This is a genomic window from Actinomadura sp. NAK00032, from assembly GCF_013364275.1.
Classification (GTDB): domain Bacteria; phylum Actinomycetota; class Actinomycetes; order Streptosporangiales; family Streptosporangiaceae; genus Spirillospora.
Genome location: NZ_CP054932.1, coordinates 6,886,987 through 6,908,344, shown reverse-complemented (window position 1 = coordinate 6,908,344; position 21,358 = coordinate 6,886,987). Strand labels below are relative to the sequence as shown.

Annotated in this window: 17 protein-coding genes, 2 tRNA genes and 1 pseudogene; 18 read left to right on the top strand and 2 right to left on the bottom strand. The window is 72.6% G+C overall.

Annotation, left to right across the window (positions count from 1 at the left end; genetic code table 11):
* The first annotated feature begins 35 nt into the window (after positions 1-35).
* From HUT06_RS31530 to HUT06_RS31490, 9 genes are all read left to right on the top strand, one after another.
* Positions 36-1,958, top strand: coding sequence for a TIGR03960 family B12-binding radical SAM protein (locus HUT06_RS31530; RefSeq protein WP_176199024.1), 1,923 nt, complete (start codon positions 36-38; stop codon positions 1,956-1,958).
* Positions 1,959-2,194: 236 nt separating this feature from the next.
* A complete protein-coding gene (locus tag HUT06_RS31525; protein ID WP_176199023.1) occupies positions 2,195-3,052 on the top strand; it encodes a TIGR03936 family radical SAM-associated protein in 858 nt (285 codons plus the stop codon).
* Positions 3,053-3,259: 207 nt separating this feature from the next.
* The gene (locus tag HUT06_RS31520) at positions 3,260-6,502 is read left to right on the top strand and encodes a ribonuclease E/G (protein ID WP_176199022.1); all 3,243 of its coding nucleotides are present in this window, start codon (positions 3,260-3,262) and stop codon (positions 6,500-6,502) included.
* A gap of 291 nt (positions 6,503-6,793) precedes the next feature.
* Positions 6,794-7,108, top strand: a complete 315-nt coding sequence (gene rplU, locus HUT06_RS31515) for a 50S ribosomal protein L21 (protein WP_176199021.1) — start codon at positions 6,794-6,796, stop codon at positions 7,106-7,108.
* Between the two features lie 14 nt (positions 7,109-7,122).
* The gene (gene rpmA / locus HUT06_RS31510; RefSeq protein ID WP_138638714.1) at positions 7,123-7,380 is read left to right on the top strand and encodes a 50S ribosomal protein L27; all 258 of its coding nucleotides are present in this window, start codon (positions 7,123-7,125) and stop codon (positions 7,378-7,380) included.
* Between the two features lie 92 nt (positions 7,381-7,472).
* Positions 7,473-8,870: a GTPase ObgE gene (gene obgE / locus HUT06_RS31505; RefSeq protein ID WP_176199020.1), complete on the top strand. Its 1,398-nt coding sequence runs from the start codon at positions 7,473-7,475 to the stop codon at positions 8,868-8,870.
* Positions 8,871-8,889: 19 nt separating this feature from the next.
* A complete protein-coding gene (gene proB, locus HUT06_RS31500; protein ID WP_217711544.1) occupies positions 8,890-9,996 on the top strand; it encodes a glutamate 5-kinase in 1,107 nt (368 codons plus the stop codon).
* Positions 9,997-10,051: 55 nt separating this feature from the next.
* The gene (locus tag HUT06_RS31495; RefSeq protein WP_176199019.1) at positions 10,052-11,314 is read left to right on the top strand and encodes a glutamate-5-semialdehyde dehydrogenase; all 1,263 of its coding nucleotides are present in this window, start codon (positions 10,052-10,054) and stop codon (positions 11,312-11,314) included.
* 64 nt (positions 11,315-11,378) lie between these two features.
* Positions 11,379-13,133: a TIGR03767 family metallophosphoesterase gene (locus tag HUT06_RS31490; protein ID WP_176199018.1), complete on the top strand. Its 1,755-nt coding sequence runs from the start codon at positions 11,379-11,381 to the stop codon at positions 13,131-13,133.
* Positions 13,134-13,175: 42 nt separating this feature from the next.
* On the opposite strand, the gene HUT06_RS31485 is transcribed toward HUT06_RS31490, so the two are convergent.
* Positions 13,176-14,207, bottom strand: a complete 1,032-nt coding sequence (locus HUT06_RS31485; RefSeq protein ID WP_176199017.1) for a M48 family metallopeptidase — start codon at positions 14,205-14,207, stop codon at positions 13,176-13,178.
* A 139-nt stretch (positions 14,208-14,346) separates the two neighbouring features.
* Here HUT06_RS31485 and HUT06_RS31480 point away from each other — a divergent pair.
* The 9 genes and pseudogenes from HUT06_RS31480 to HUT06_RS31440 form a co-directional block, all read left to right on the top strand.
* Positions 14,347-15,410 (top strand): annotated as a pseudogene (locus tag HUT06_RS31480) (RNA-guided endonuclease InsQ/TnpB family protein); the annotation flags it as partial.
* 116 nt (positions 15,411-15,526) lie between these two features.
* A complete protein-coding gene (locus tag HUT06_RS31475; RefSeq protein WP_217711543.1) occupies positions 15,527-16,813 on the top strand; it encodes a phenylacetate--CoA ligase family protein in 1,287 nt (428 codons plus the stop codon).
* A 53-nt stretch (positions 16,814-16,866) separates the two neighbouring features.
* A complete protein-coding gene (gene nadD, locus HUT06_RS31470; protein ID WP_176199015.1) occupies positions 16,867-17,454 on the top strand; it encodes a nicotinate-nucleotide adenylyltransferase in 588 nt (195 codons plus the stop codon).
* 316 nt (positions 17,455-17,770) lie between these two features.
* A complete protein-coding gene (gene rsfS / locus HUT06_RS31465; protein ID WP_176199014.1) occupies positions 17,771-18,178 on the top strand; it encodes a ribosome silencing factor in 408 nt (135 codons plus the stop codon).
* Positions 18,171-18,830, top strand: coding sequence for a histidine phosphatase family protein (locus HUT06_RS31460; RefSeq protein WP_176199013.1), 660 nt, complete (start codon positions 18,171-18,173; stop codon positions 18,828-18,830). Before rsfS ends, HUT06_RS31460 begins: the two co-directional genes overlap by 8 nt.
* A 78-nt stretch (positions 18,831-18,908) precedes the next feature.
* A tRNA-Ala gene (locus HUT06_RS31455) sits at positions 18,909-18,981 on the top strand.
* 286 nt (positions 18,982-19,267) lie between these two features.
* The gene (locus tag HUT06_RS31450; RefSeq protein WP_217711542.1) at positions 19,268-19,459 is read left to right on the top strand and encodes a hypothetical protein; all 192 of its coding nucleotides are present in this window, start codon (positions 19,268-19,270) and stop codon (positions 19,457-19,459) included.
* A gap of 113 nt (positions 19,460-19,572) precedes the next feature.
* Entirely contained in the window at positions 19,573-20,034 is a 462-nt protein-coding gene (locus tag HUT06_RS31445) for a hypothetical protein (RefSeq protein WP_176199011.1), read from the top strand.
* Positions 20,035-20,115: 81 nt separating this feature from the next.
* Positions 20,116-20,188 (top strand) — tRNA-Ala (locus HUT06_RS31440).
* A 49-nt stretch (positions 20,189-20,237) separates the two neighbouring features.
* Here the strand turns inward: HUT06_RS31440 and HUT06_RS31435 are convergent.
* On the bottom strand, positions 20,238-21,347 hold the full coding sequence (locus HUT06_RS31435) for a Vms1/Ankzf1 family peptidyl-tRNA hydrolase (protein WP_176199010.1): 1,110 nt from the start codon (positions 21,345-21,347) through the stop codon (positions 20,238-20,240).
* Positions 21,348-21,358: the final 11 nt, after the last annotated feature.

The window sequence follows — 21,358 nt, the reverse complement described above, 5'->3', positions numbered from 1 at the left end:
CTCATCCCCACGTCCCCAGCACGGAGGATTCCGTCATGCCGGTCGAGTCGCTCTTCCCGCGCCTGGAGCCGCTGCTCCCGAGCGTGCAGAAGCCGATTCAGTACGTTGGCGGCGAGCTGAACTCCCAGCTCAAGGACTGGGACGAGGCGGACGTCCGCTGGGCGCTGATGTACCCCGACGCCTACGAGGTCGGGCAGCCGAACCAGGGCGTCCAGATCCTCTACGAGATCCTGAACGAGCGCGACGGCGTGCTCGCGGAGCGGACCTACTCGGTCTGGCCCGACATGGAGGCCGTCATGCGCGAGCACGGCATCCCGCAGTTCACGGTGGACGCGCACCGCCCGGTCGCCGCGTTCGACGTGCTCGGCGTGTCGTTCTCCACCGAGCTCGGCTACACCAACCTGCTCACGGCGCTCGACCTCGCCGGCGTCCCGCTGGAGGCCGCCGACCGCGCCGACGGCCACCCGATCGTGATCGCGGGCGGGCACGCGGCGTTCAACCCCGAGCCGATCGCCGACTTCGTCGACGCCGCCGTGCTCGGCGACGGCGAGGAGATCGCGCTCGGCATCACCGAGATCATCCGCGAGTGGAAGACCGAGGGCGCGCCCGGCGGGCGGGACGAGCTGCTCATGCGGCTCGCCGCGACCGGCGGCGTGTACGTGCCCCGCTTCTACGACGTGACCTACCTGCCCGACGGCCGCATCCAGCGGGTCGCGCCGAACCGGCCGGGCGTCCCGTGGCGGATCGAGAAGCACACCGTCATGGACCTCGACCAGTGGCCCTACCCGAAGAAGCCGCTCGTCCCGCTCGCCGAGACCGTGCACGAGCGGTTCAGCGTGGAGATCTTCCGCGGCTGCACCCGCGGCTGCCGGTTCTGCCAGGCCGGGATGATCACCCGCCCGGTGCGGGAGCGGTCGATCACCACGATCGGCAACATGGTGGAGCAGGGCCTGCGGGAGTCCGGCTTCCAGGAGGTCGGGCTGCTCAGCCTGTCCAGCGCCGACCACAGCGAGATCGGCGACGTCGCCAAGGGCCTCGCCGACCGCTACCAGGGCACCAACACCTCGCTGTCGCTGCCGTCCACCCGGGTGGACGCCTTCAACATCACGCTCGCCAACGAGTTCTCCCGCGGCGGCCGGCGCTCCGGCCTGACGTTCGCGCCGGAGGGCGGCTCCGAGCGGATGCGCAAGGTGATCAACAAGATGGTCACCGAGGACGACCTGATCCGCACCGTCAGCACCGCCTACGAGAACGGCTGGCGGCAGGTGAAGCTGTACTTCATGTGCGGTCTCCCCACCGAGGAGGACGAGGACGTCCTCGCGATCGCCGGCATGGCCAAGCGCGTCATCCAGGCCGGGCGGGAGGCCACCGGCCGCAAGGACATCCGCTGCACCGTGTCCATCGGCGGTTTCGTGCCCAAGCCGCACACGCCGTTCCAGTGGGCCGCGCAGTGCGACCACGAGACCGTCGACCGGCGCCTGCACGCCCTCAAGGACGCCCTGCGCGGCGACAAGGAGTACGGCCGCGCCATCGGCCTGCGCTACCACGACGGGCAGCCGTCCATCGTCGAGGGCCTGCTGTCGCGCGGCGACCGGCGGGTCGGCAAGGTCATCCGCGCCGTCTGGGAGGACGGCGGCCGCTTCGACGGCTGGAGCGAGCACTTCTCCTACGAGCGCTGGACGTCCTGCGCCGAGCGGGTCCTCGCCGGCGAGCCCGTCGACCTGGCCTGGTACACCGTCCGCGAGCGCGACGAGGTCGAGGTCCTGCCCTGGGACCACCTCGACGCCGGGCTCGACCGCGAGTGGCTCTGGCAGGACTGGCAGGACGCCGTCGACGAGACCGAGGTCGAGGACTGCCGCTGGACGCCCTGCTACGACTGCGGCGTGTGCCCCACGATGGGCACCGAGATCCAGATCGGCCCCACCGGCAAGAAGCTGCTGCCGCTCTCCGTGGTCTGAGGGCCCCGGCGGTCTGGGGGGGCGCGGTCTGAAGGGCCCGGTGGTCTGAGCTCCCGTGCGGCGACCCGCGCGGGAGTCCAGGTGTCCGGAAGCGGTTGCGGGATCGCCCTGAGCAGCGGCGGTCCGGGCCTTGCGGCACCCGCGCTTGGCCGAACGATGCTCGGGGACCCGTACTCTATAGGGAGACCTAGTTTTTCGACTCGACCCGAGTAGGAAGGACCAGAACCCTGGCACCCATGCCGGAGGGTCCGGCGCCGGCCCCCGTGACCCAGCGACTGCGCGTCCGCTACGCCAAGCGGGGCAGGCTGCGGTTCACGAGCCACCGCGACATTTCCCGGGCCGTGGAACGCGCCGTCAGGCGCGCCGGGATCCCTGTCGCGTACAGCGGCGGATTCACCCCCCACCCGAAGATCTCGTACGCGGGTGCGGCGGCGACAGGGGTGGCCAGTGAGGCCGAATACCTCGAAATCGGGCTCACCGAGACCCGCGACCCTGCGCGGGTCCGGGCCGATCTCGACGCGGCCCTGCCCCCCGGGCTCGACATCGTCGATGTCGTGCCGGTCCGGGCGGGCCGCGGCGACGCACCCGTCAAGCCGGGCGCGTTCGCCGATCGGCTCCAGGCGTCCGAATGGCGGATCAGGCTGGACGGCGTGCCCGCGGGCGACGCCGCGGCCGCCGTGGCCGCCTTCATGGCCGCCCCGGTCATCGAGGTGGAACGCCTCACGAAGAAGGGACGGCGCCGTTTCGACGTGCGCGCCGCCGTGTCCGCCTGCGAGCTGGACCGGCGCGCCGCGGAGGCGGCGGATGCCCCTTGTGCCATACTTCGAATGGTTGTTCGGCATTCCACACCGGCCGTACGACCCGACGACATCCTCACCGGACTGCGCCAGGTCGCCGACCTCGCGCCGCCGTCACCACCGCTGGTGACCAGGCTGGCGCAGGGGCCCCTCGACGCGGACACCGGTGGCCTCGCGGATCCCCTGGATCCCGACCGGGAGACCGGCCTGCCGTCCGGCGACGACGCCGAGACGGCCCGCGGCCACGCGCGGCCGCAGCCCGGGGACACCGCGAGCGCGGATGCCGTCAGCGCCTGACCGGGGGACCGAAGCCGTGGGAGCACGGAACCGGTTCCGCAGGGTACGGCTGGCGCGCCCCCGACGACTTCGTCGTCGCGGCCGGACCACCGTCCGGCCATGACGACGCCGATGACTGACGAGGTGCTCCCGCGCGGCGCACCGCACCGATCCGCCCCCGGGCGGGACGGGCGGACGCGCCCGGGAGCCTGACGGGAGATTGCCCGGATGCTTGAGAACGAAGTCGATTCGGCCGCGGCCGACGGCACCGACGAAGAGACGACCGAGACCGCGAGCGGCGCGAACGGGAGTACGGCGGAGCAGGGCTCGGGGGTGACCTCGCGCCCGCGCCGGGCGAGCCGGCCCGCCGGCCCGCCGCCCGAGGTGGACGACGCCCCCGCGCAGCCCCCCGCCGCCGAGGCCGAGGAAGCCGAGACCGAGGAAGAGGCGGAGGCCGAGGCCGCGGAGCCCGCGGTCGCGGAGGCCGCGCCCGAGGTCGCGCGCGAGCCGGAAGCCGAGCCCGAGACCGCGGAGCCGGCCGCCGCGGAGGCGCCCGAGCCGCCGAAGCGCGCCACCCGGACCCGCAGCCGCGCCCGCACCGCGAAGGCCGCCGCCGAGACGCCCGCGCCCGTCCCCATGACGGGCGCCGAGACCTCCCCCGAGACCTCCCCCGAGCCCGAGGCGGACGCCGCGGAGACCCCCGCCCCCCGCACGCGCACCCGCGCCCGCCGCCGCCCGGCCGCGGCCGCCGAGCAGGCCGCCGAGTCGGCCGCCGCGCCCGCCGTCCCGCCGGTGCCGGAGATCCCCGCCGTGCCGGTCGCGGGCGCCGAGGTGCCCCCCGAGCAGGTGTCGGAGACCGAGCCCGCGAGCGGCGTCGGCATCCCCGGCGTCACGTTCCAGCCCCCCATGGTCGTCTTCCAGCCGCCGCAGCCGAAGGCCGAGGCCCCCGCCCGTCCGAAGGACGAGCCGGAGCAGGCGCCCGCCGAGCGCGACACCGGCGACCACGACCACGACGCCGGTGACCACGAGCACGGCCCGGCCGACGAGGACGACTCCGAGGACCGCCCGTCCCGCCGGCGCCGCCGCCGCGGCGGCCGGGGCCGCGGCCGGGGCAAGGACGGCGCCGACGACGAGGCGCAGACCGAGGAGCCCGAGGCCGAGGAGCCCGCCAAGGAGGAGCAGCCCAAGTCCGGCAGGCCCAAGAGTACGAGGTCCGGCAAGGCCGCCAAGAAGGACGCCGCCAAGAAGGACGCCGACAAGGAGCCCAAGGCGGAGGAGGCCGAGCAGGAGGCCGCCGACGACGAGGACGACGGCGACGCCCAGTCCGGCACCAGCCGCCGCCGGCGCCGCCGCAGGCGCCGCTCCGGCACCGACGGCGAGAACGGCGCCGACGTCGACGACCCGCCGAACACGGTCGTGCACGTTCGCACCGCCCGCGAGGAGCGCGCCGCCGCCGAGGACGAGGTCCGCTCGGTGCGGGGCTCGACCCGGCTGGAGGCCAAGAAGCAGCGCCGCCGCGAGGGCCGCGAGCAGGGCCGCCGCCGCCCGCCGGTGATCACCGAGGCGGAGTTCCTGGCCCGCCGCGAGTCGGTCGAGCGCGTCATGGTGGTGCGACAGGAGGGCGAGCGCACCCAGATCGCCGTCCTGGAGGACGACGTCCTCGTCGAGCACTACGTCAACCGCGCCACGCACCAGTCGTACGTGGGCAACGTCTACCTGGGCAAGGTCCAGAACGTCCTGCCGTCGATGGAGGCGGCGTTCGTCGACATCGGCAAGGGCCGCAACGCCGTCCTGTACGCGGGCGAGGTCAACTGGGACGCCTCCGGGCTGGAGGGCCAGCCGCGCCGCATCGAGTCGGCGCTGAAGTCGGGCCAGTCGGTGCTCGTCCAGGTCACCAAGGACCCGCTCGGCCACAAGGGCGCCCGGCTCACCAGCCAGGTCTCGCTGCCCGGCCGCTACCTCGTGTACGTGCCGGACGGCTCGATGACCGGCATCAGCCGCAAGCTCCCCGACAAGGAGCGCAGCCGCCTCAAGTCGATCCTGAAGAAGGTCATGCCGGAGAACGCCGGCGTGATCGTCCGCACCGCCGCCGAGGGCGCCACGGAGGAGGAGCTCTCCCGCGACGTGTCGCGCCTGGCGGCCCAGTGGGAGAGCATCCAGAAGAAGGTGAAGACGGCCTCGGCGCCGTCGCTGCTCTACGGCGAGCCCGACCTGACGATCCGGGTCGTCCGCGACATCTTCAACGAGGACTTCTCCAAGCTGGTCGTGTCCGGCGCCGAGGCGTGGGACACCGTCTCCGAGTACGTCGAGTACGTGGCGCCGCACCTCGCCGACCGCGTCGAGCGCTGGACGGGCGACCAGGACGCCCTGTCGGCGTTCCGCATCGACGAGCAGATCGCCAAGGCGCTCGACCGCAAGGTGTGGCTGCCGTCCGGCGGCTCGCTGGTGATCGACAAGACCGAGGCCATGACGGTCATCGACGTCAACACCGGCAAGTTCACCGGGCAGGGCGGCAACCTGGAGGAGACCGTCACCCGCAACAACCTGGAGGCGGCCGAGGAGATCGTCCGCCAGCTCCGGCTCCGCGACGTCGGCGGCATCGTCGTGATCGACTTCATCGACATGGTGCTGGAGAGCAACCGGGACCTGGTGCTGCGCCGCCTCGTCGAGTGCCTGTCGCGGGACCGTACCAAGCACCAGGTCGCCGAGGTCACCTCGCTGGGCCTGGTCCAGATGACCCGCAAGCGGGTCGGCCAGGGCCTGCTGGAGGCGTTCTCGGAGACCTGCGAGTCCTGCAACGGGCGCGGCATCCACGTCCACCTGACGCCGGTCGAGCCCAAGCCGGACAAGACGGCCGGCAAGGAGAGCGGCCGCCGCCGCAAGCGCAAGGGCGAGGTCGAGAAGGCCGTCGAGGAGAAGCTGGCCCAGCACGACGCCAAGCCGAAGGAGCAGGCGGCCGAGCCGGAGCCCGCGCCCGCGCCCGCCGCGGAGGCCAAGGCCGCGCCGGCCCGGTCCCGGCCGAAGAAGTCGGGCCCGGCGAAGCGTCCGGCGGGCCCGCCGCCCGAGATCGACGAGTCCCCGGCCCAGGCCGCCGTGGAGGCCGCCGACGCCGCCGAGGAGGCCGCGGGCACCGCCCCCGGCACCCTGGACTCCGCCGAGCCCGTCCCGGTGACCGCGAACGGCGCCGAGCCGGCAGGCACCGAGGCGTCCGGCACCGAGGCGTCCGGCACTGAGGCGTCCGGCACCGAGCTGAACGGCGCGGGCCCGGTCGCGGCGGACGCCGCGGCGGCCGAGTCCAACGGCTCCGCGCCGGCCGAGGTCGCGCCCGCCGAGGCCGCGCCCGCCGAGGCCGCGCCCGCCGAGGCCGAGGCCGGCGGCGAGCCCGAGCCGGAGGCCGAGCCGGCCGCCCGCCGGCGCCGCACCCGGCGCCCCCGCGCCACCGCCGACGTCGGCGAGTCCGCGGACGACTGACGAGGGCCGGACGCCCTGGCCGCACGCGTTCGCGTTGCGGTCAGGGCATCCGGTATCCTTGTACATCGGCGCGTCGTGGGCGCGTCGCCCGAACCCGCACCACGAACCCCGTCCGGGGTCCGTTCGGTGCTCACCTCACCGATCCGGTGAGGGCAAGCAGAGAGCGCCAGGGGTCTCTCCTGGTGTGCCGCCCTCGGCCCGGTGCCGGGGGTAGGCCCCCATCCGGGGGCTGGTAAGCCACGCGCGGGACCGGTTCAGTCCGGAAGCGCGCGCAGACGAAGGGTTTCCGCGGTGTACGCGATTGTCCGCGCAGGCGGCAGGCAGGAGAAGGTCACCGTCGACGACGTGCTGACCGTCGACAAGCTGGCCGGCGAGGTCGGCTCGACCGTCACGTTCCCGGCGGTCCTCGTCGTGGACGGCGAGAACGTCGTCAGCGGCTCGGCCGACCTGGCGCGCTACGAGGTGACCGCCGAGATCCTCGGCGCGGTCAAGGGCCCGAAGATCAACATCATGCACTACCGGAACAAGACCGGGTACAAGCGGCGGATGGGCCACCGTCAGCCGTACACCGAGGTCAAGATCACCGGTATCAAGGCCGGGAAGTAAGGGAGAGCGGTCTCATGGCACACAAGAAGGGCGCATCGTCCAGCCGTAACGGTCGCGACTCCAACGCCCAGCGGCTCGGTGTGAAGCGCTTCGGCGGCCAGGTCGTCAACGCGGGCGAGATCATCGTCCGGCAGCGCGGCACCCACTTCCACCCCGGCCCGGGCGTCGGCCGCGGCGGCGACGACACGCTGTTCGCGCTGGTCGCGGGCTCGGTGCAGTTCCGCCGGTACCGCGGGCGCAACGCGGTGAGCATCGTCCCGCCGGCGGAATAGTCCGCCTGGGTTCCAGACGTTTCGAAAGGGGCGGACCGTTCGACGGTCCGCCCCTTCGCCTTTTTCACGAGGTTTCACCGAGGAGAGTCACCGTGGCCGCAGGAGCGGGATCGGGCGCGCAGTTCGTCGACCGGGTGGTGGTCCACGTCGCGGCGGGCGCCGGCGGCAACGGCTGCGCCTCGATCCACCGGGAGAAGTTCAAGCCGCTCGGCGGGCCGGACGGCGCGAACGGCGGCCGCGGCGGCGACGTCGTCCTCGTCGTCGACTCCAACGCCGCGAGCCTGCTGGAGTACCACCGGCGCCCGCACCGCAAGGCCGGGAACGGCAAGCAGGGCCAGGGCAGCATGCGGACCGGCGCGGACGGCGGCGACGTGATCCTTTCCGTCCCGGACGGCACGGTCGTCAAGGAGGGCGACCGGGTGCTGGCCGACCTGGTCGGCGAGGGCACCCGGTACGTGGTCGCGAAGGGCGGCCACGGCGGCCTCGGCAACGCGGCGCTGGCGTCCGCCAAGCGCAAGGCGCCCGGGTTCGCGCTGCTCGGCGAGCCGGGCGAGGCCCGGGACGTGGTGCTGGAGCTGAAGAGCGTCGCCGACGTCGCGCTCGTCGGGTTCCCGAGCGCGGGCAAGTCGTCGCTGATCGCCGCGCTGTCGGCCGCCAAGCCGAAGATCGCCGACTACCCCTTCACGACGCTGATCCCGAACCTCGGCGTGGTCAGCGCCGGCGACACGACGTTCACGGTCGCGGACGTGCCGGGCCTGATCGAGGGCGCCAGCGAGGGCCGCGGCCTCGGCCTGGACTTCCTGCGCCACATCGAGCGCTCGTCCACCCTCGCGCACGTGCTCGACTGCGCGACGATGGAGCCGAACCGCGACCCGCTCAGCGACTTCGAGGTCATCGAGCGCGAGTTGCGGGCCTACGACCGGGTGCTCGGCGACCGGCCGCTGTCGGACCGGCCCCGCGTCGTGGTGCTGAACAAGATCGACGTCCCCGACGGCCGCGACCTCGCCGAGATGGTCCGGCCCGAGTTCGAGGCGCGCGGGCTGAAGGTGTTCGAGGTGTCGGCGGCGACGCACGAGGGGCTGCGGGAGCTGTCGTTCGCGATGGCGGCGATGGTCGCGCAGTACCGCGCGTCGCTGCCGCCGGCGGAGCCGACCCGCATCGTGATCCGGCCGGAGCCGGTCGGCGGCGACACCGACTTCGAGGTCAAGGACCTCGGCGACAACACCTACCTGATCACCGGGACGAAACCCGTCCGGTGGCTGCGGCAGACCGACTTCGCCAACGAGGAGGCCGTCGGCTACCTCGCCGACCGGCTCGCCCGGCTCGGCGTGGAGGACGCGCTCGCCGAGGCGGGCGCCGACGCGGGCGCCACGGTCCTGATCGGCACCGCCGACGACTCGATCGTGTTCGACTGGGAGCCGGACGTCCCCGCCGGCGAGGCCGCCATGGGCCCGCGCGGCACCGACCGCCGCCTGGACGGCTGGTCGTGAACCGGGAGGTGCGGGAGTCGTGAGCGACCGCGAGGAGATCGCCAAGGCGCGCCGGATCGTGGTGAAGGCGGGGTCGTCGTCGCTGACGACCCAGCGCGGCACGATCGACGCGAACCGCATCGACGCGCTGGTGGACGTCCTCGCCGCGCGTCGCGCCGACGGCACCGAGATCGTGTTCGTGTCGTCCGGCGCGATCGCGGCCGGGCTCGGCCCGCTCGGGCTGACCCGCCGCCCCGGGGACCTCGCGACCCAGCAGGCGGCGGCGAGCGTCGGGCAGGGCCTGCTGTTCGCCCGCTACACCTCGTCCTTCGCCCGGTACGGGCTGACGGTCGGGCAGGTGCTGCTCACCGCCGACGACATGATGCGCCGCTCGCACCACCGCAACGCGCAGCGCACGCTGGGGCAGCTCCTCGCGCTAGGGATCCTGCCGATCGTGAACGAGAACGACACCGTCGCCACCGACGAGATCCGGTTCGGCGACAACGACCGGCTCGCGGCGCTCGTCGCGCACCTGATCCGCGCGGACGCGCTGGTCCTGCTGTCGGACGTCGACGCCCTCTACACCGGCGACCCGCGCCAGCCCGGCGCCCGCCGCGTCGACGACGTCCGCGGGCCGGACGACCTGAAGGACGTGAAGCTCGGCCGGTCCGGGCGCGTCGGGACGGGCGGCATGGTCACCAAGGTGGAGGCGGCCCGCATCGCGGGCATCCCGGTGGTGCTGACCAACGCCGCGTCCGCCGCGCACGCGCTCGCCGGCGACCGGGTCGGCACGCTGTTCCACCCGGCCGAGGGCCGCCGCATGTCGACGCGGAACCTGTGGCTCGCGCACGCCACCACCGGCCAGGGCCGCGTCACGCTGGACGCGGGCGCCGTGGAGGCGGTGGTGCGGCGCCGCAAGTCGCTGCTCCCGGCCGGTGTGACGGGGGTGGACGGCGACTTCGCCGCCGGCGACCCGGTCGACCTGTGCGACCCCGAGGGCCGCGTCGTCGCGCGCGGGCTGGTGAACTACGACGCGTCCGAGATCCCGGAGCTGATGGGGCGCTCGACGCGCTGGCTGGCCCGGGAGCTGGGCGCGGGATACGAACGCGAGATAATCCACCGCGATCATCTGGTGATCTTGGACTGACCGCAGGCTTGGGGGGCGTCCCCCCCCAGCACGACTCGAACGAGGGAGCGTTGTGATGGGCGACGGCGAGCGCGAGGAGTTCCTGCGGGTGGCGCGGCGCGCCAGGGACGCGGCGGCCGGGCTGGCGCCGCTGCCGCGGGCGGCGAAGGACGCGGCCCTGCACCGGATCGCGGACGCGCTGGTCGCCGCGGCCCCGGAGATCGTGAAGGCGAACGAGGTCGATGTCGCGCGGGCGCGCGAGAACGGCACCTCCGAGTACATGGTCGACCGGCTGAGCCTGTCGCAGGCGCGGATCGCCGCGATCGCCGAGGCGGTCCGGCAGGTCGCCGCGCTGCCCGACCCGGTGGGGGAGACGGTGCGCGGGAACGTGCTGCCGAACGGCCTGGAGCTGCGGCAGGTGCGGGTGCCGCTCGGCGTCGTCGGGATGATCTACGAGGGCCGCCCGAACGTCACGGTGGACGCCGCGGCGCTGTGCCTGAAGAGCGGGAACGTGGCGATGCTGCGCGGCTCGTCGTCCGCGCACGACTCGAACACGGTGCTGGTCCAGGTGATGCAGGGCGCGCTCGCCGACACCGAGGTCCCCGCCGACGCGGTGCAGCTGGTGCCGGGGACGTCCCGCGAGTCGGTGAAGCACCTGATGCGGGCGCGCGGCCTGGTGGACGTGCTGATCCCGCGCGGCGGCGCGTCGCTGATCAACTCGGTGGTGGAGGAGTCGACCGTCCCCGTGATCGAGACGGGCGTCGGGAACTGCGCCGTCTACGTGGACGCCGCCGCCGACGTGGACATGGCCGTCGAGATCCTGCTGAACGCCAAGACGCAGCGCCCGTCGGTGTGCAACGCGGCGGAGACCTTCCTGGTGCACGCCGACATCGCCGACACGTTCGTCCCGCGCGCGCTTGAGGCGCTCAAGGGCGCCGGGGTCACCGTCCACGGTGACGACCGCATCCGCTCCTACAGCGGCGACGTCGTGGAGGCCGGCGAGGACGACTGGTACGCCGAGTACCTGTCGCTGGACATCGCCGCCCGCGTGGTCGACTCCCTGGAGGACGCGGTCGCGCACATCCGGACGTACGGGTCGGGGCACACCGAGGCGATCGTGACGGCGTCCCAGCCGGCCGCGAAGCGCTTCGTGTCGCTCGTCGACTCGGCCGCCGTGATGGTGAACGCCTCGACGCGCTTCACCGACGGCGAGGAGTTCGGCTTCGGCGCGGAGATCGGCATCTCGACGCAGAAGCTGCACGCGCGCGGCCCGATGGGGCTGCCGGAGCTGACGTCCACGAAGTACGTGGTGACCGGTGAGGGCCACACCCGCGGCTGACCCGTCCAAGTTGTGACGTTTTTGCCATTGATGTCACGTTGAGGCTGTGGTCTGATTCACGATTGTGACTCGTGAGTACAGCCGCCGCCGCGTGCTGAAGGGCGCCGCCCTCGGCGCGGGCATCGCCTCGACCGGGCTGGCCGCGTTCCCCGCGCGTCCCGCCGCCGCTGCCGCGCCCGCCCTCGCCGGCCCCGCCGCCGGCACCACCCTCGACCGCACGTACGTGCTCGGCGCGGCGGGCGCCGGCGGCTACCGGCCGGTGATCACCGGGCCGGGGGAGCCGCACCTGCTGCGCCGCGACCTCGGCGGCACCGCCGCCGCCCGGCGCGCCGCGACCCGCCGCGGCGTCCTGGCGTTCGGGCACCTCACCGACGTGCACGTCATCGACGCGCAGTCCCCGGCCCGGGTCGAGTTCATCGACCGGATCCGGGACCTGGTGGGCGGCTTCCCCGAGGGCGGATGGCGGCCCCAGGAGATCCTGTCCACGCAGGTCGCCGAGGCGATGGTGCAGGCGGTGAACGGGGTCGGCCGCGGCCCGGCGACCGGCCTCGGGCTGGCGTTCACCATCAACACCGGCGACGCCGCCGACAACGTCCAGTACAACGAGATCCGCTGGATCATCGACCTGCTGGACGGCGGCCGCGTCCGCCCCGACTCCGGCGACCCGAACCGGTACGAGGGCGTCATGGACTGGACGTCCTACGACCGGGCGTACTGGCACCCCGAGGGCGCGCCGCCCGGCGCCCAGCCCGACGTGGGGTACGCCAAGTACGGCTTCCCGCGCGTGCGGGGGCTGATCGACGCCGCCCGCCGGCCGTTCCAGGCGACCGGGCTGACCATGCCGTGGCTCGCCGCGTTCGGCAACCACGACGGCCTCATCCAGGGCAACCTGCCGGTGAACCCGCTGGTCTCCGGCCTCGCCACCGGCGGCATCAAGATCGGCGCCCCGGCGGACGACGGCCAGGCCGAGCGGCTCGCCCGCATGATCAAGAACGCCGACGCCGCGGAACTCGTCCGGCTCAGCCGCGAGCAGGGCGGCGCGGGCGGCCTGTTCCGCCCCGTGACGCCCGACTGGAACCGGCGGATGCTGTCGCGCCGGGAGGTCGTCGCCGAGCACTTCACGACCTCGGCGTCCCTGCGCGGCCACGGCTTCACCACCGCCAACCTCCTGGAGGGGACGGCCTACTACGCCTTCGACCAGGGCGTGGTGCGCGGCCTCGTCCTCGACACCGTCAACCCGAACGGCTACTCCGAGGGCTCCCTCGACAAGAAGCAGTTCGCCTGGCTGGAGGCGCAGCTCAAGGCGGGCAGCAGCCGCTACTACTCCGAGGACGGCACGGTCGTGAAGAGCAACGTGAAGGACCGGCTCTTCGTGCTGTTCAGCCACCACCCGATCGGCTCGCTGGAGAACCCGCTCGGCGGCGACCGCGTCCTGGGCGACGAAGTGCGGGCGCTGCTCCTGCGCTACCCGAACGTCATCCTGTGGGTGAACGGCCACACGCACCGCAACCAGGTCATCCCGCACGCCCGCGAGGGCTCGGGAGGGTTCTGGGAGGTGAACACGGCCGCGCACATCGACTTCCCGCAGCAGAGCCGCATCATCGAACTCGCCGACAACGGCGACGGCACCCTGTCGGTCTTCGCGACGATCCTCGACTCCGCCGGGCCGGCCTCCTACGGCGGCCGCCTCACCGACCCCGTCCGGCTGGCGTCGCTGTCGCGCGAGCTGGCGGGCAACGACTGGCAGGACCGCGACTCCGACCGCCGCGGCGAGACCGCCGACCGCAACGTCGAACTGCTCGTCCCGGCCCCGTTCTGAGAGGAGGGCCGCCGCGTCCGTGTCGCGGCGGCCCAAGCCCGGCTACCGGCCCGTCGGCCCGTTGTCGCGGCGGGTGATCCGGTCGAACAGCCCGCCGGCGGCGCCCGCCGCCGCGTCCGCCACGTCGCGGACCTTGCCCACGAACGGGTCGGCGGTCCGCTCCCACGACTCCCGGTAGGAGCGCGCCGCGTCCTTGATCTCGTTCCGGACGGACGCGCTCTCGTCCTCGTCCCGGCGCGGGTAGTCCCCGGCGAGGATCCGCTCGTACTCGCCGCCGCGCGCCCACCGGTCGATCTCGGCGAACCGGATCACCGCGAACGGGTGCGACTGCCCGAGCAGGTTCAGGAACTTCAGGATCCCGTCCCGCACATCGCCGGCCGCGTCGTACTCGCGCGCCTGCTGCAGGAACGCCTCCGCGCTCATCTCGCCGAGCCGGACCCCGCCCGCGAGCTTCATGTTGACCCGCTTCGCCGCGTCCACGTCCTGCCCGGCGAGCAGCCCCGCCCGGTCCGAGGACAGCTCCGCCTTGCGGAACCACTCCCGCAGCCCGATGATGATCGCCGCGATGCCGACGTTGCCGAGCGGCAGCCACGCCAGCCGCGACCCGAGCTGCAGCAGGATCTGCATCATCGTCTGGTAGACCGCGTGCCCGGACAGGATGTGCCCGACCTCGTGCCCGATGACGAACCGCAGCTCCTCGTCGTCCAGCAGGTCGATCAGCCCGGTGTTCAGCACGATGAACGGGTGGTCGGAGCCGAGCGCCATCGCGTTCGGCGTCGGGTCCTGCCGGACGAACAGCTCCGGCACCTCCGGCATGTCCAGGATGTAGCAGGCGTCGCGCACCATGTCGTGGATGTGGCGGAACTGGTCCTCACCGACCCGCACCGTCCCGCCGAGGAACATCAGCCGCAGCGACCGCTCGTTGATCAGCCCCGACATCTTGCGGAGCACGACGTCGAACCCCGAGAGCGAACGCAGCGCCACCAGCGCCGATCGGTCCGCCGGGTGCTCATAGGCCCGGGAACTGATCCCCGGGAACCGCGTCCGCGCTCGATCCGGTGTGTTCTCCGTCATGTCTGACCTCCTGAAGGGTGCGAAGCCCGGTCTGCGGGCGGGCCGGGCCCGGCGGCGGCGCCGTGCCACCGCGGCTCCGGACGAGAGAGAACGGGGAAACGGCCTGTTCTCGATCATATGTTCGGATAGTGTGCGACTCGTGACGCAGCGTGTCCAGAAGACCTTCCGATACCGCTTCTACCCGACGTCGGAGCAGGCCGAGCAGTTGGGCCGCACTTTCGGCTGTGTACGTCTGGTCTACAACATGGCCCTGGAGGCACGCATCCGGGCTCTCCAGGACGGGCGTCCGCTGACCTATGGCGAAACGTCCGCGTTGCTCACCGCCTGGAAGAAGAAGGACGAGCTCTCCTTCTTGAGGGACGTCTCGTGCGTGCCGCTGCAACAGGCGCTGCGTCATCTGCAGACAGCCGCCGGCAATTTCCTTGCCGGACGAGCCAGGCGACCGCGGTTCGAATCGCGCAGGCGATCCCGTGCGTCTGCCGAGTCCACGCGATCGGCCTTCACGTACTGCGACGGCCGACTGAACCTGGCCAAGATGAGGTCGCCGTTGCGGATCGTGTGGTCGCGTCCGTTGCCGGAGGGGGCGGAGCCCTCCACGGTGACGGTGTCGCGAGATGCCGCCGACCGGTGGTTCGTCCGCCTTCTGTGCCATGTCACCGTGCGGCCCTTGCCGCCGACACAGCGTGCGCTGTCCAGAAAGCAGCCCGGGTCGGCCAACCATGCCAAGGCCAGGCTCCGGCTGGCCCGGGTCCACGCCCACATCGCCGATCGGCGGCGTGATCACTTGCACAAGCTCACGACTCGTCTCGTCCGCGAGAACCAAGCGGTCGTCATCGAGGATCTCAACGTCGGCGGAATGGTCCGCAATCATCGTCTCGCTCGCGCCATCGCGGACGCCGCCTGGCGAGAAACGAGGTCGATGCTTGAGTGCAAATGCGCCTGGTACGGACGTGAGTTGATCGTCGTGGACCGCTGGTTCCCCTCGTCCGAACGCTGCTCGTCCTGCGGCACCGTTCGGCAGGACATGCCTTTGGACGTGCGCAAATGGACGTGCGGATGCGGAGCGGAACACGATCGGGACGTCAACGCGGCCCGTAACATCCTCGCCGTCGGGCTGGCGGAGAGGCGAAACGCCTGTGGAGCCGATATCAGACCTCAACGGGAGACTTCTTTCCGAGCGGGCGATCGGCGATGAAGCAGGAATCTCCCTTCAACAGAGGAGAAGCCAAGTCTGGCATGGTAGTTCCGACGAACGGTCGGGCGGCAGGGTTCCACGCCGGGGACCGCCTGCCGGGTCCGGCCGCGCCCGGGAGGCAGCCATGTTCGACCCCAAGGCCGAGGCGATGTCGGTGGACGAGCGGGCCGCGCTGCAGCGGCACCGGCTGTGGGGGCTGGTCGACCGGCTCCTCGCCGCCGGCGGCGTGCAGGGTCGCCGGCTGAAGGACGCCGGCGTCACCGGCGGCTCCGACGTGACGCTCGCCGGCCTCCGCGACCTGCCGTTCACCACCAAGCAGGACCTCTGGGACGGCTACCCGTTCGGGATGCTCGCCGTCCCGCGGGACCAGGTCGCCGCCGTGCACGGCTCCAGCGGGACGCGCGGGCGCCCGACCCTCGTCGCCTACACCAGGGGCGACCTCGACCTGTGGGCGGCGATGTGCGCGCGCTCCCTGTCGTGCGCCGGGGCGTCGCCCGGGAGCATCGTCCACAACGCCTACGGGTACGGGCTGTTCACCGGCGGCATCGGCATCCACCAGGGCGCCGTCGCGCTCGGCGCGACCGTCGTGCCGATGTCGGGCGGCATGACCGACCGGCAGGTGCGGATGCTCGCCGACCTGCGCGCCGACATCCTGACCTGCACCCCCGCGTACGCGCTGCGGCTCGGCGAGGCCGTCGCCGAGGCCGGCGTCGAGCTCCCCGCGCTGACGGCCGGGCTGTTCGGCGCCGAGCCCTGGTCGGAGGAGCTGCGCGCCGCCATCGAGGCCGTCCTGCCGATCAAGGCGATGGACGTCTACGGCCTGTCCGAGGTCATCGGGCCCGGCGTCGCCACCGAGTGCCTCGAACAGGACGGCCTGCACGTCAACGAGGACCACTTCATCGTCGAGGCCGTCGACCCGGCCACCGGCGAACCCGTCGCCGACGGCACGCCCGGCGAACTCGTCTTCACCACCCCGACCAAGCAGGCGCTGCCGCTGCTGCGGTACCGGACCGGCGACATCGCGTCCCTGACGCGCGGCGAATGCGCCTGCGGCCGGACCCTCGTCCGGATGAGCAAGGTCCTCGGACGGGTGGACGACATGATCGTCGTGCGGGGCGTGAACGTGTACCCGAGCGAGGTCGAGCGGGTCCTGCTCGGCTCCGGGCTCGTCCGGCCGCACTACCAGCTCGTCGTCGACCGGCGCAGCCCGTCCGCGCGGCTCCTCGTCGCCTGCGAGGCCCTGTCCGGCGACCCGGGGGCCGACCTCGTCCACGCGCTGCGCGAGACGCTCGGGCTCGCCGCCGAGGTGTTCGTGCTGCCCGGCGGCACCGTGCCGCGAACCGAGGTCGGCAAGGCCGTCCGCGTCGTGACCTGGGACGACGGCCACCCGCCGATCCCCGGCCTGAGCTGACGCCGGGGGGCCGGACGTTCCGGGCACCGGCCCGGCTGGCTATTCTCGTCGCCATGACGCAAAAGCGGCGGCTGGGTGTGATGGGCGGCACCTTCGACCCCATCCACCACGGGCACCTCGTGGCCGCGAGCGAGGTCGCGCACTTCTTCTCGCTCGACGAGGTCGTGTTCGTGCCCACCGGCCTCTCGTCCCACAAGGAGGGCCGCGACGTCACCCCCGCCGAGGACCGCTACCTCATGGCCGTCATCGCGACCGCGTCCAACCCGCGCTTCTCCGTCAGCCGCATCGACATCGACCGGCCCGGCCCCACCTACACGGTCGACACCCTCCGCGAGATGCGCGACATCCAGGGCCCCGGCACCGACCTGTTCTTCATCACCGGCGCCGACGCGCTGGAGAAGATGCTCACCTGGCACGACACCGACGAGTTGTTCGAACTCGCCCACTTCATCGGCGTCACCCGCCCCGGCCACCGCCTCGCCGACCCCGGCCTCCCCAACGGGCGCGTCTCCCTCATGGAGGTACCGGCCCTGTCCATCTCCTCCACCGAATGCCGCGAACGCGTCCAGGCAGGCGAACCGATCTGGTACCTGGTCCCAGACGGCATAGTCCAATACATAAACAAACGGAGCTTGTACTAGTTGTGTTATCCGAGGGGCGTGGCGCCTACCCGGCCCACCCCCTCGCGGGGTTTGAGCCTCTCCACGTGGGGTTGAACCCCAGCCCCCCGACCCACGGGTCGGGCGGCCGGAGGGCGCTCCAGCGCCCGGAGGCCGCCCGGCCCGCCGGTCGAGAGGCCGTTTCCCGAGACGCGCCAGCGGCTCGTGAAACGGCCTCTCGACCGTGACGGGGGTTCCAGGGGGTCGCCCCCCTGGGTAAACAGAGAGTACTGATGTCCGTGGCACGTGAGAGGGTGTCAACGGAGACGACCCCTACAGGGAGGATCGCGAGCGCATCGTGACCGCATCCGAGAGGGCGGCAGAGCTCGTCCGGATCGCCGCCGAGGCGGCGGGCGACAAGCTGGCCGACGACATTCTTGCCTACGACGTGAGCGAGCAGCTCGTCATCACCGACGCGTTCGTGCTCTGCTCCGCCCCCAGCGACCGGCAGGTCCGCGCCATCGTGGACGAAGTCGAAAGGCGCCTGCGCGAAGAGGCGGACGCCAAGCCCGTCCGGCGCGAGGGCGAGCGTGAGGGCAGGTGGGTCCTGCTGGACTACGCCGACATCATCGTGCACATCCAGCACGAAGAGGACCGCATGTACTACGCCCTCGAACGCCTGTGGAAAGACTGCCCCCTCATGGACCTGCCGGAGGACGTGACCGCCCACCAGCGCGCCCGTGCCGTCGGGAGCCCGAGTGAGTGACACCCGCACCCGCGAGCCCGGCAAACGGCGGCTCGTCCTGTGGCGGCACGGCCAGACCGCGTGGAACGTCGAACGCCGCTTCCAGGGCAAGACCGACATCCCGCTCGACGAGACCGGCGTCCAGCAGGCCCAGCGCGCCGCCCGGCTCCTCGCCGGGCTGCGCCCCACCGCCCTGCTCGCCTCACCGCTGCGCCGCGCCGCCGACACCGCCCAGGCCCTCGCCGACATCACCGGACTCCCCGTCCGCTACGACCGGGACCTCATCGAGCGCGACGGCGGCGCCTGGGAGGGCCTCACCTCCCGCGAGATCCGCGAGCGCTACCCGGCCGAGCACGCCGCCTGGCAGCCGCCCGGCGGGGAGACCAGCGCCCAGGTCGCCAAGCGCGTCGGCGCCGCCCTCGAACGCGCCCTCGACGAGCTGCCGCCCACCGGCCAGCTCGTCGTCGCCTCGCACGGCGCCGCCCTGCGCCTCGGCATGTCCCACCTCCTCGGGCTCCCCGAGGAGACCTGGGAGCGGCTCGGCGGCCTGTCCAACTGCTGCTGGTCCGTCATCACCGAGATGCGCGACGGCGGCTGGCGGCTTGCCGAGCACAACGCCGGCACCCTGCCCGAACCCGTCCTCAGCGACGACCGTCCCGACGCCGGCACCTGACCGGCAAACGATTCGAGAGCAGCCCCGTCCGTCCTATACACTGACGGGGCGCTGCGGGATGAACGTCCACGCAGCGGCGGGGCTATGGCGCAGTTGGTAGCGCGCCTCCATGGCATGGAGGAGGTCTGGGGTTCGAATCCCCATAGCTCCACTCGGAGTTGGGAGTGGTGTGGTCGGAGCTTTGCTCCTTTCCCGCCACTCCTTCGTCGTTTTGTCCGGGGGGCGACCCCCGGGCCCCCGATGTGGGGGGCTCCGCCCCCCACGCCCCCTTGCCGGTCGCGGTCTGCGGTCGTCCACCGCTTGCTTGGGTGCCCCTTGGCTCTTGGTTGGGGCCGTCTGGCGAATGGGAGGGTGCTGGACGGCCTGAGCATGGGGGGCGGGATGGTTTCATGCGGGGTATGGGAAGACATCGCAGGGGGGCGAAGCGAGAGGTCACCGTGGCCGACCTCATCGACGAACTGCGCCGGTTCGAGCCGGGGACGCAGGTGCGGCTGGCGGTCCAGCCGCGGATGCCGCAGGAGCACGCCGTGGGGGGCGTCGCGGAGGCGGACGGCATGGTGTGGATCGGCGACGGCGGGCACCGCGGGTACGCGCCCGACGAGGTCGCCGAGCGGCTCGGGTGGAGCTGACGCAAAGCCTTCGCCATGGCGGCGGCTACCTTTGCTCCGGCCGCGCTTCGCACTGTCGATCATGCGGGAACAGCCAATGACGTGGCGATGCATGATCGAGAGGGTTGACCCCAATGAGAACCCCGAAGCTCGGGCTGCTGCCCGCCGCGGTCGCGGCGGCGGCCGTCACGGCGGTGGCCGTGCCGGCGTCCGCGGCGGAGGCGCCGCCGCCCGTCCCGCGGACCTACACCCTGAACGACTGCCCCGAGGCGCTGAACTTCCTGACGTCGCTGCTCAACTCGCTGCTGAAGAGCCCCGACCTCACCAGGGCCGTGTGCACGACGAGGGCCGAGCAGAACTCGCAGGACGCGCCGGGTGCAGCGGACGGGTGGGACACCAAGGGCACCGAGGGCGCGGAGGGCGCGGAGGGGGCGGAGACCGCGCCGGTCGAGGGCACCTACACCGCTCCGGACGGGCGCACCGCCGCCCAGGACGACGCCAAGCTCCTCGGCCTCGTGGAAATGCCCAAAAGCCTCACCGTCACGGTGCCGACCCTCGACGAGGGCACGTACACCTACACGGCCGGCGGCCGCTGACCCTCACGGGCCGCGGAGGGGCGTCCTTCGCGGCCCGTGTCTCAACCGCTCCCAGCGTGCACTAAGCTTTTCCTCGACCGAGGGGCTATGGCGCAGTTGGTAGCGCGCCTCCATGGCATGGAGGAGGTCTGGGGTTCGAATCCCCATAGCTCCACGCTCGGCTTCGGAGTGGTCGGCCTGCGGGCCGCCACTCCTTCGTCGTTTCAGGCGGGGGTCGTGGTGTAGCGCAGGACGGCGCCCACGGGCTGGTCCGGAGCCTGGTCGTTGGACGGCACGACGACCAGTTCGCTGTCGGTGGCCGCTGCGGCGCGCACCAGGGCCGCGTCCGCGCGGTCCGCCCGGGGGTCGGTGATGCCGAACTCCTCGCGGAGCTCCTCGGCGGTGGCGGCCACCTGGATCGGGTCGGGGCCGATCCACAGCCGGTCGTCCGAGTCGGTGTCGTCCATGAGGAGCAGCGTCTCCACCTGGCCGTGCCGGAGCGCCTGCGTCGTCGCGGGCAGGCCCGACACCGCGCGCTCGCCGTTGGCGAGTTCGCGGTCGAAGCGCTCGGCGACGGTCATGACGCGTTCGGCCGTCTTCAGCTTGAGGAGGCGGTTCAGCTCCTCGTCCAGCTCCGGGTCGTTGATGCCGGTGTTCTTGTCCGCCTCGACGGTGTGCTCCAGGACGCTCTCCGACACCTCCTCCAGGACGGCGTTGCGGGCCCGGATGTCGCCGGCGATCACGACGGCCTCGGCGCGGCAGCGGTCGGCGGCGCGGTCGATCTCGTGGGCGACCTTCTTGGCGTTGATCTTCCAGGTGTTCTCCGAGGAGCGCTGGTACCGGGACTGGTTCCAGTCGCCGGCCTTCACCTTGCGGATGGGGAACTCCTCGTCCCCCCGCACGTCGATGTGCTCGTGCCTGCCGTCGGCGCCGACGCAGTCGATCGCGCCGCCGCGCCGGTCGACGACGGCCACCAGATGCGGGAACTGCTCGCCGCGTTCGGCCAGGTACGGCAGGACGTCCGGGAGCGGCGCGAGGGTCGCGCGGGTGATGCGGGGCGGGTGGGGGAGGCGCTCGCGGTGCACGACCTCGCCGTCGGCCGCGAAGACCACGATGCCCTCGGAGCGGCGCATCGCCAGCTCCTCCTCGATGGTCCGCGCGATCGCGCGGAGGGTGGCCTTGGGGGTGTTCTGGTCCTCCAGTTCCGCGCGCAGCGCCCGCCACCGCAGCTCCGCGGCCTTGGCCGCGTCCTCGGTCGTCCGGGTCAGGTCGGCGTAGACCGACGCGTAGGGGCCCGGACGTTCATACAGCGTCTTGAGGAATGCCAGATCCATGGGACGGCCGT

Bases quoted from the DNA above. Each gene is read 5' to 3' on its own strand.
- HUT06_RS31445 (WP_176199011.1), top strand. From the start codon at position 19,573: ATGAGAACCCCGAAGCTCGGGCTGCTGCCCGCCGCGGTCGCGGCGGCG.
- HUT06_RS31475 (WP_217711543.1), top strand. From the start codon at position 15,527: ATGTTCGACCCCAAGGCCGAGGCGATGTCGGTGGACGAGCGGGCCGCG.
- rpmA (WP_138638714.1), top strand. From the start codon at position 7,123: ATGGCACACAAGAAGGGCGCATCGTCCAGCCGTAACGGTCGCGACTCC.
- HUT06_RS31435 (WP_176199010.1), bottom strand. From the start codon at position 21,347: ATGGATCTGGCATTCCTCAAGACGCTGTATGAACGTCCGGGCCCCTAC.
- HUT06_RS31530 (WP_176199024.1), top strand. From the start codon at position 36: ATGCCGGTCGAGTCGCTCTTCCCGCGCCTGGAGCCGCTGCTCCCGAGC.
- nadD (WP_176199015.1), top strand. From the start codon at position 16,867: ATGACGCAAAAGCGGCGGCTGGGTGTGATGGGCGGCACCTTCGACCCC.
- HUT06_RS31495 (WP_176199019.1), top strand. From the start codon at position 10,052: ATGGGCGACGGCGAGCGCGAGGAGTTCCTGCGGGTGGCGCGGCGCGCC.
- HUT06_RS31485 (WP_176199017.1), bottom strand. From the start codon at position 14,207: ATGACGGAGAACACACCGGATCGAGCGCGGACGCGGTTCCCGGGGATC.
- HUT06_RS31520 (WP_176199022.1), top strand. From the start codon at position 3,260: ATGCTTGAGAACGAAGTCGATTCGGCCGCGGCCGACGGCACCGACGAA.
- HUT06_RS31525 (WP_176199023.1), top strand. From the start codon at position 2,195: ATGCCGGAGGGTCCGGCGCCGGCCCCCGTGACCCAGCGACTGCGCGTC.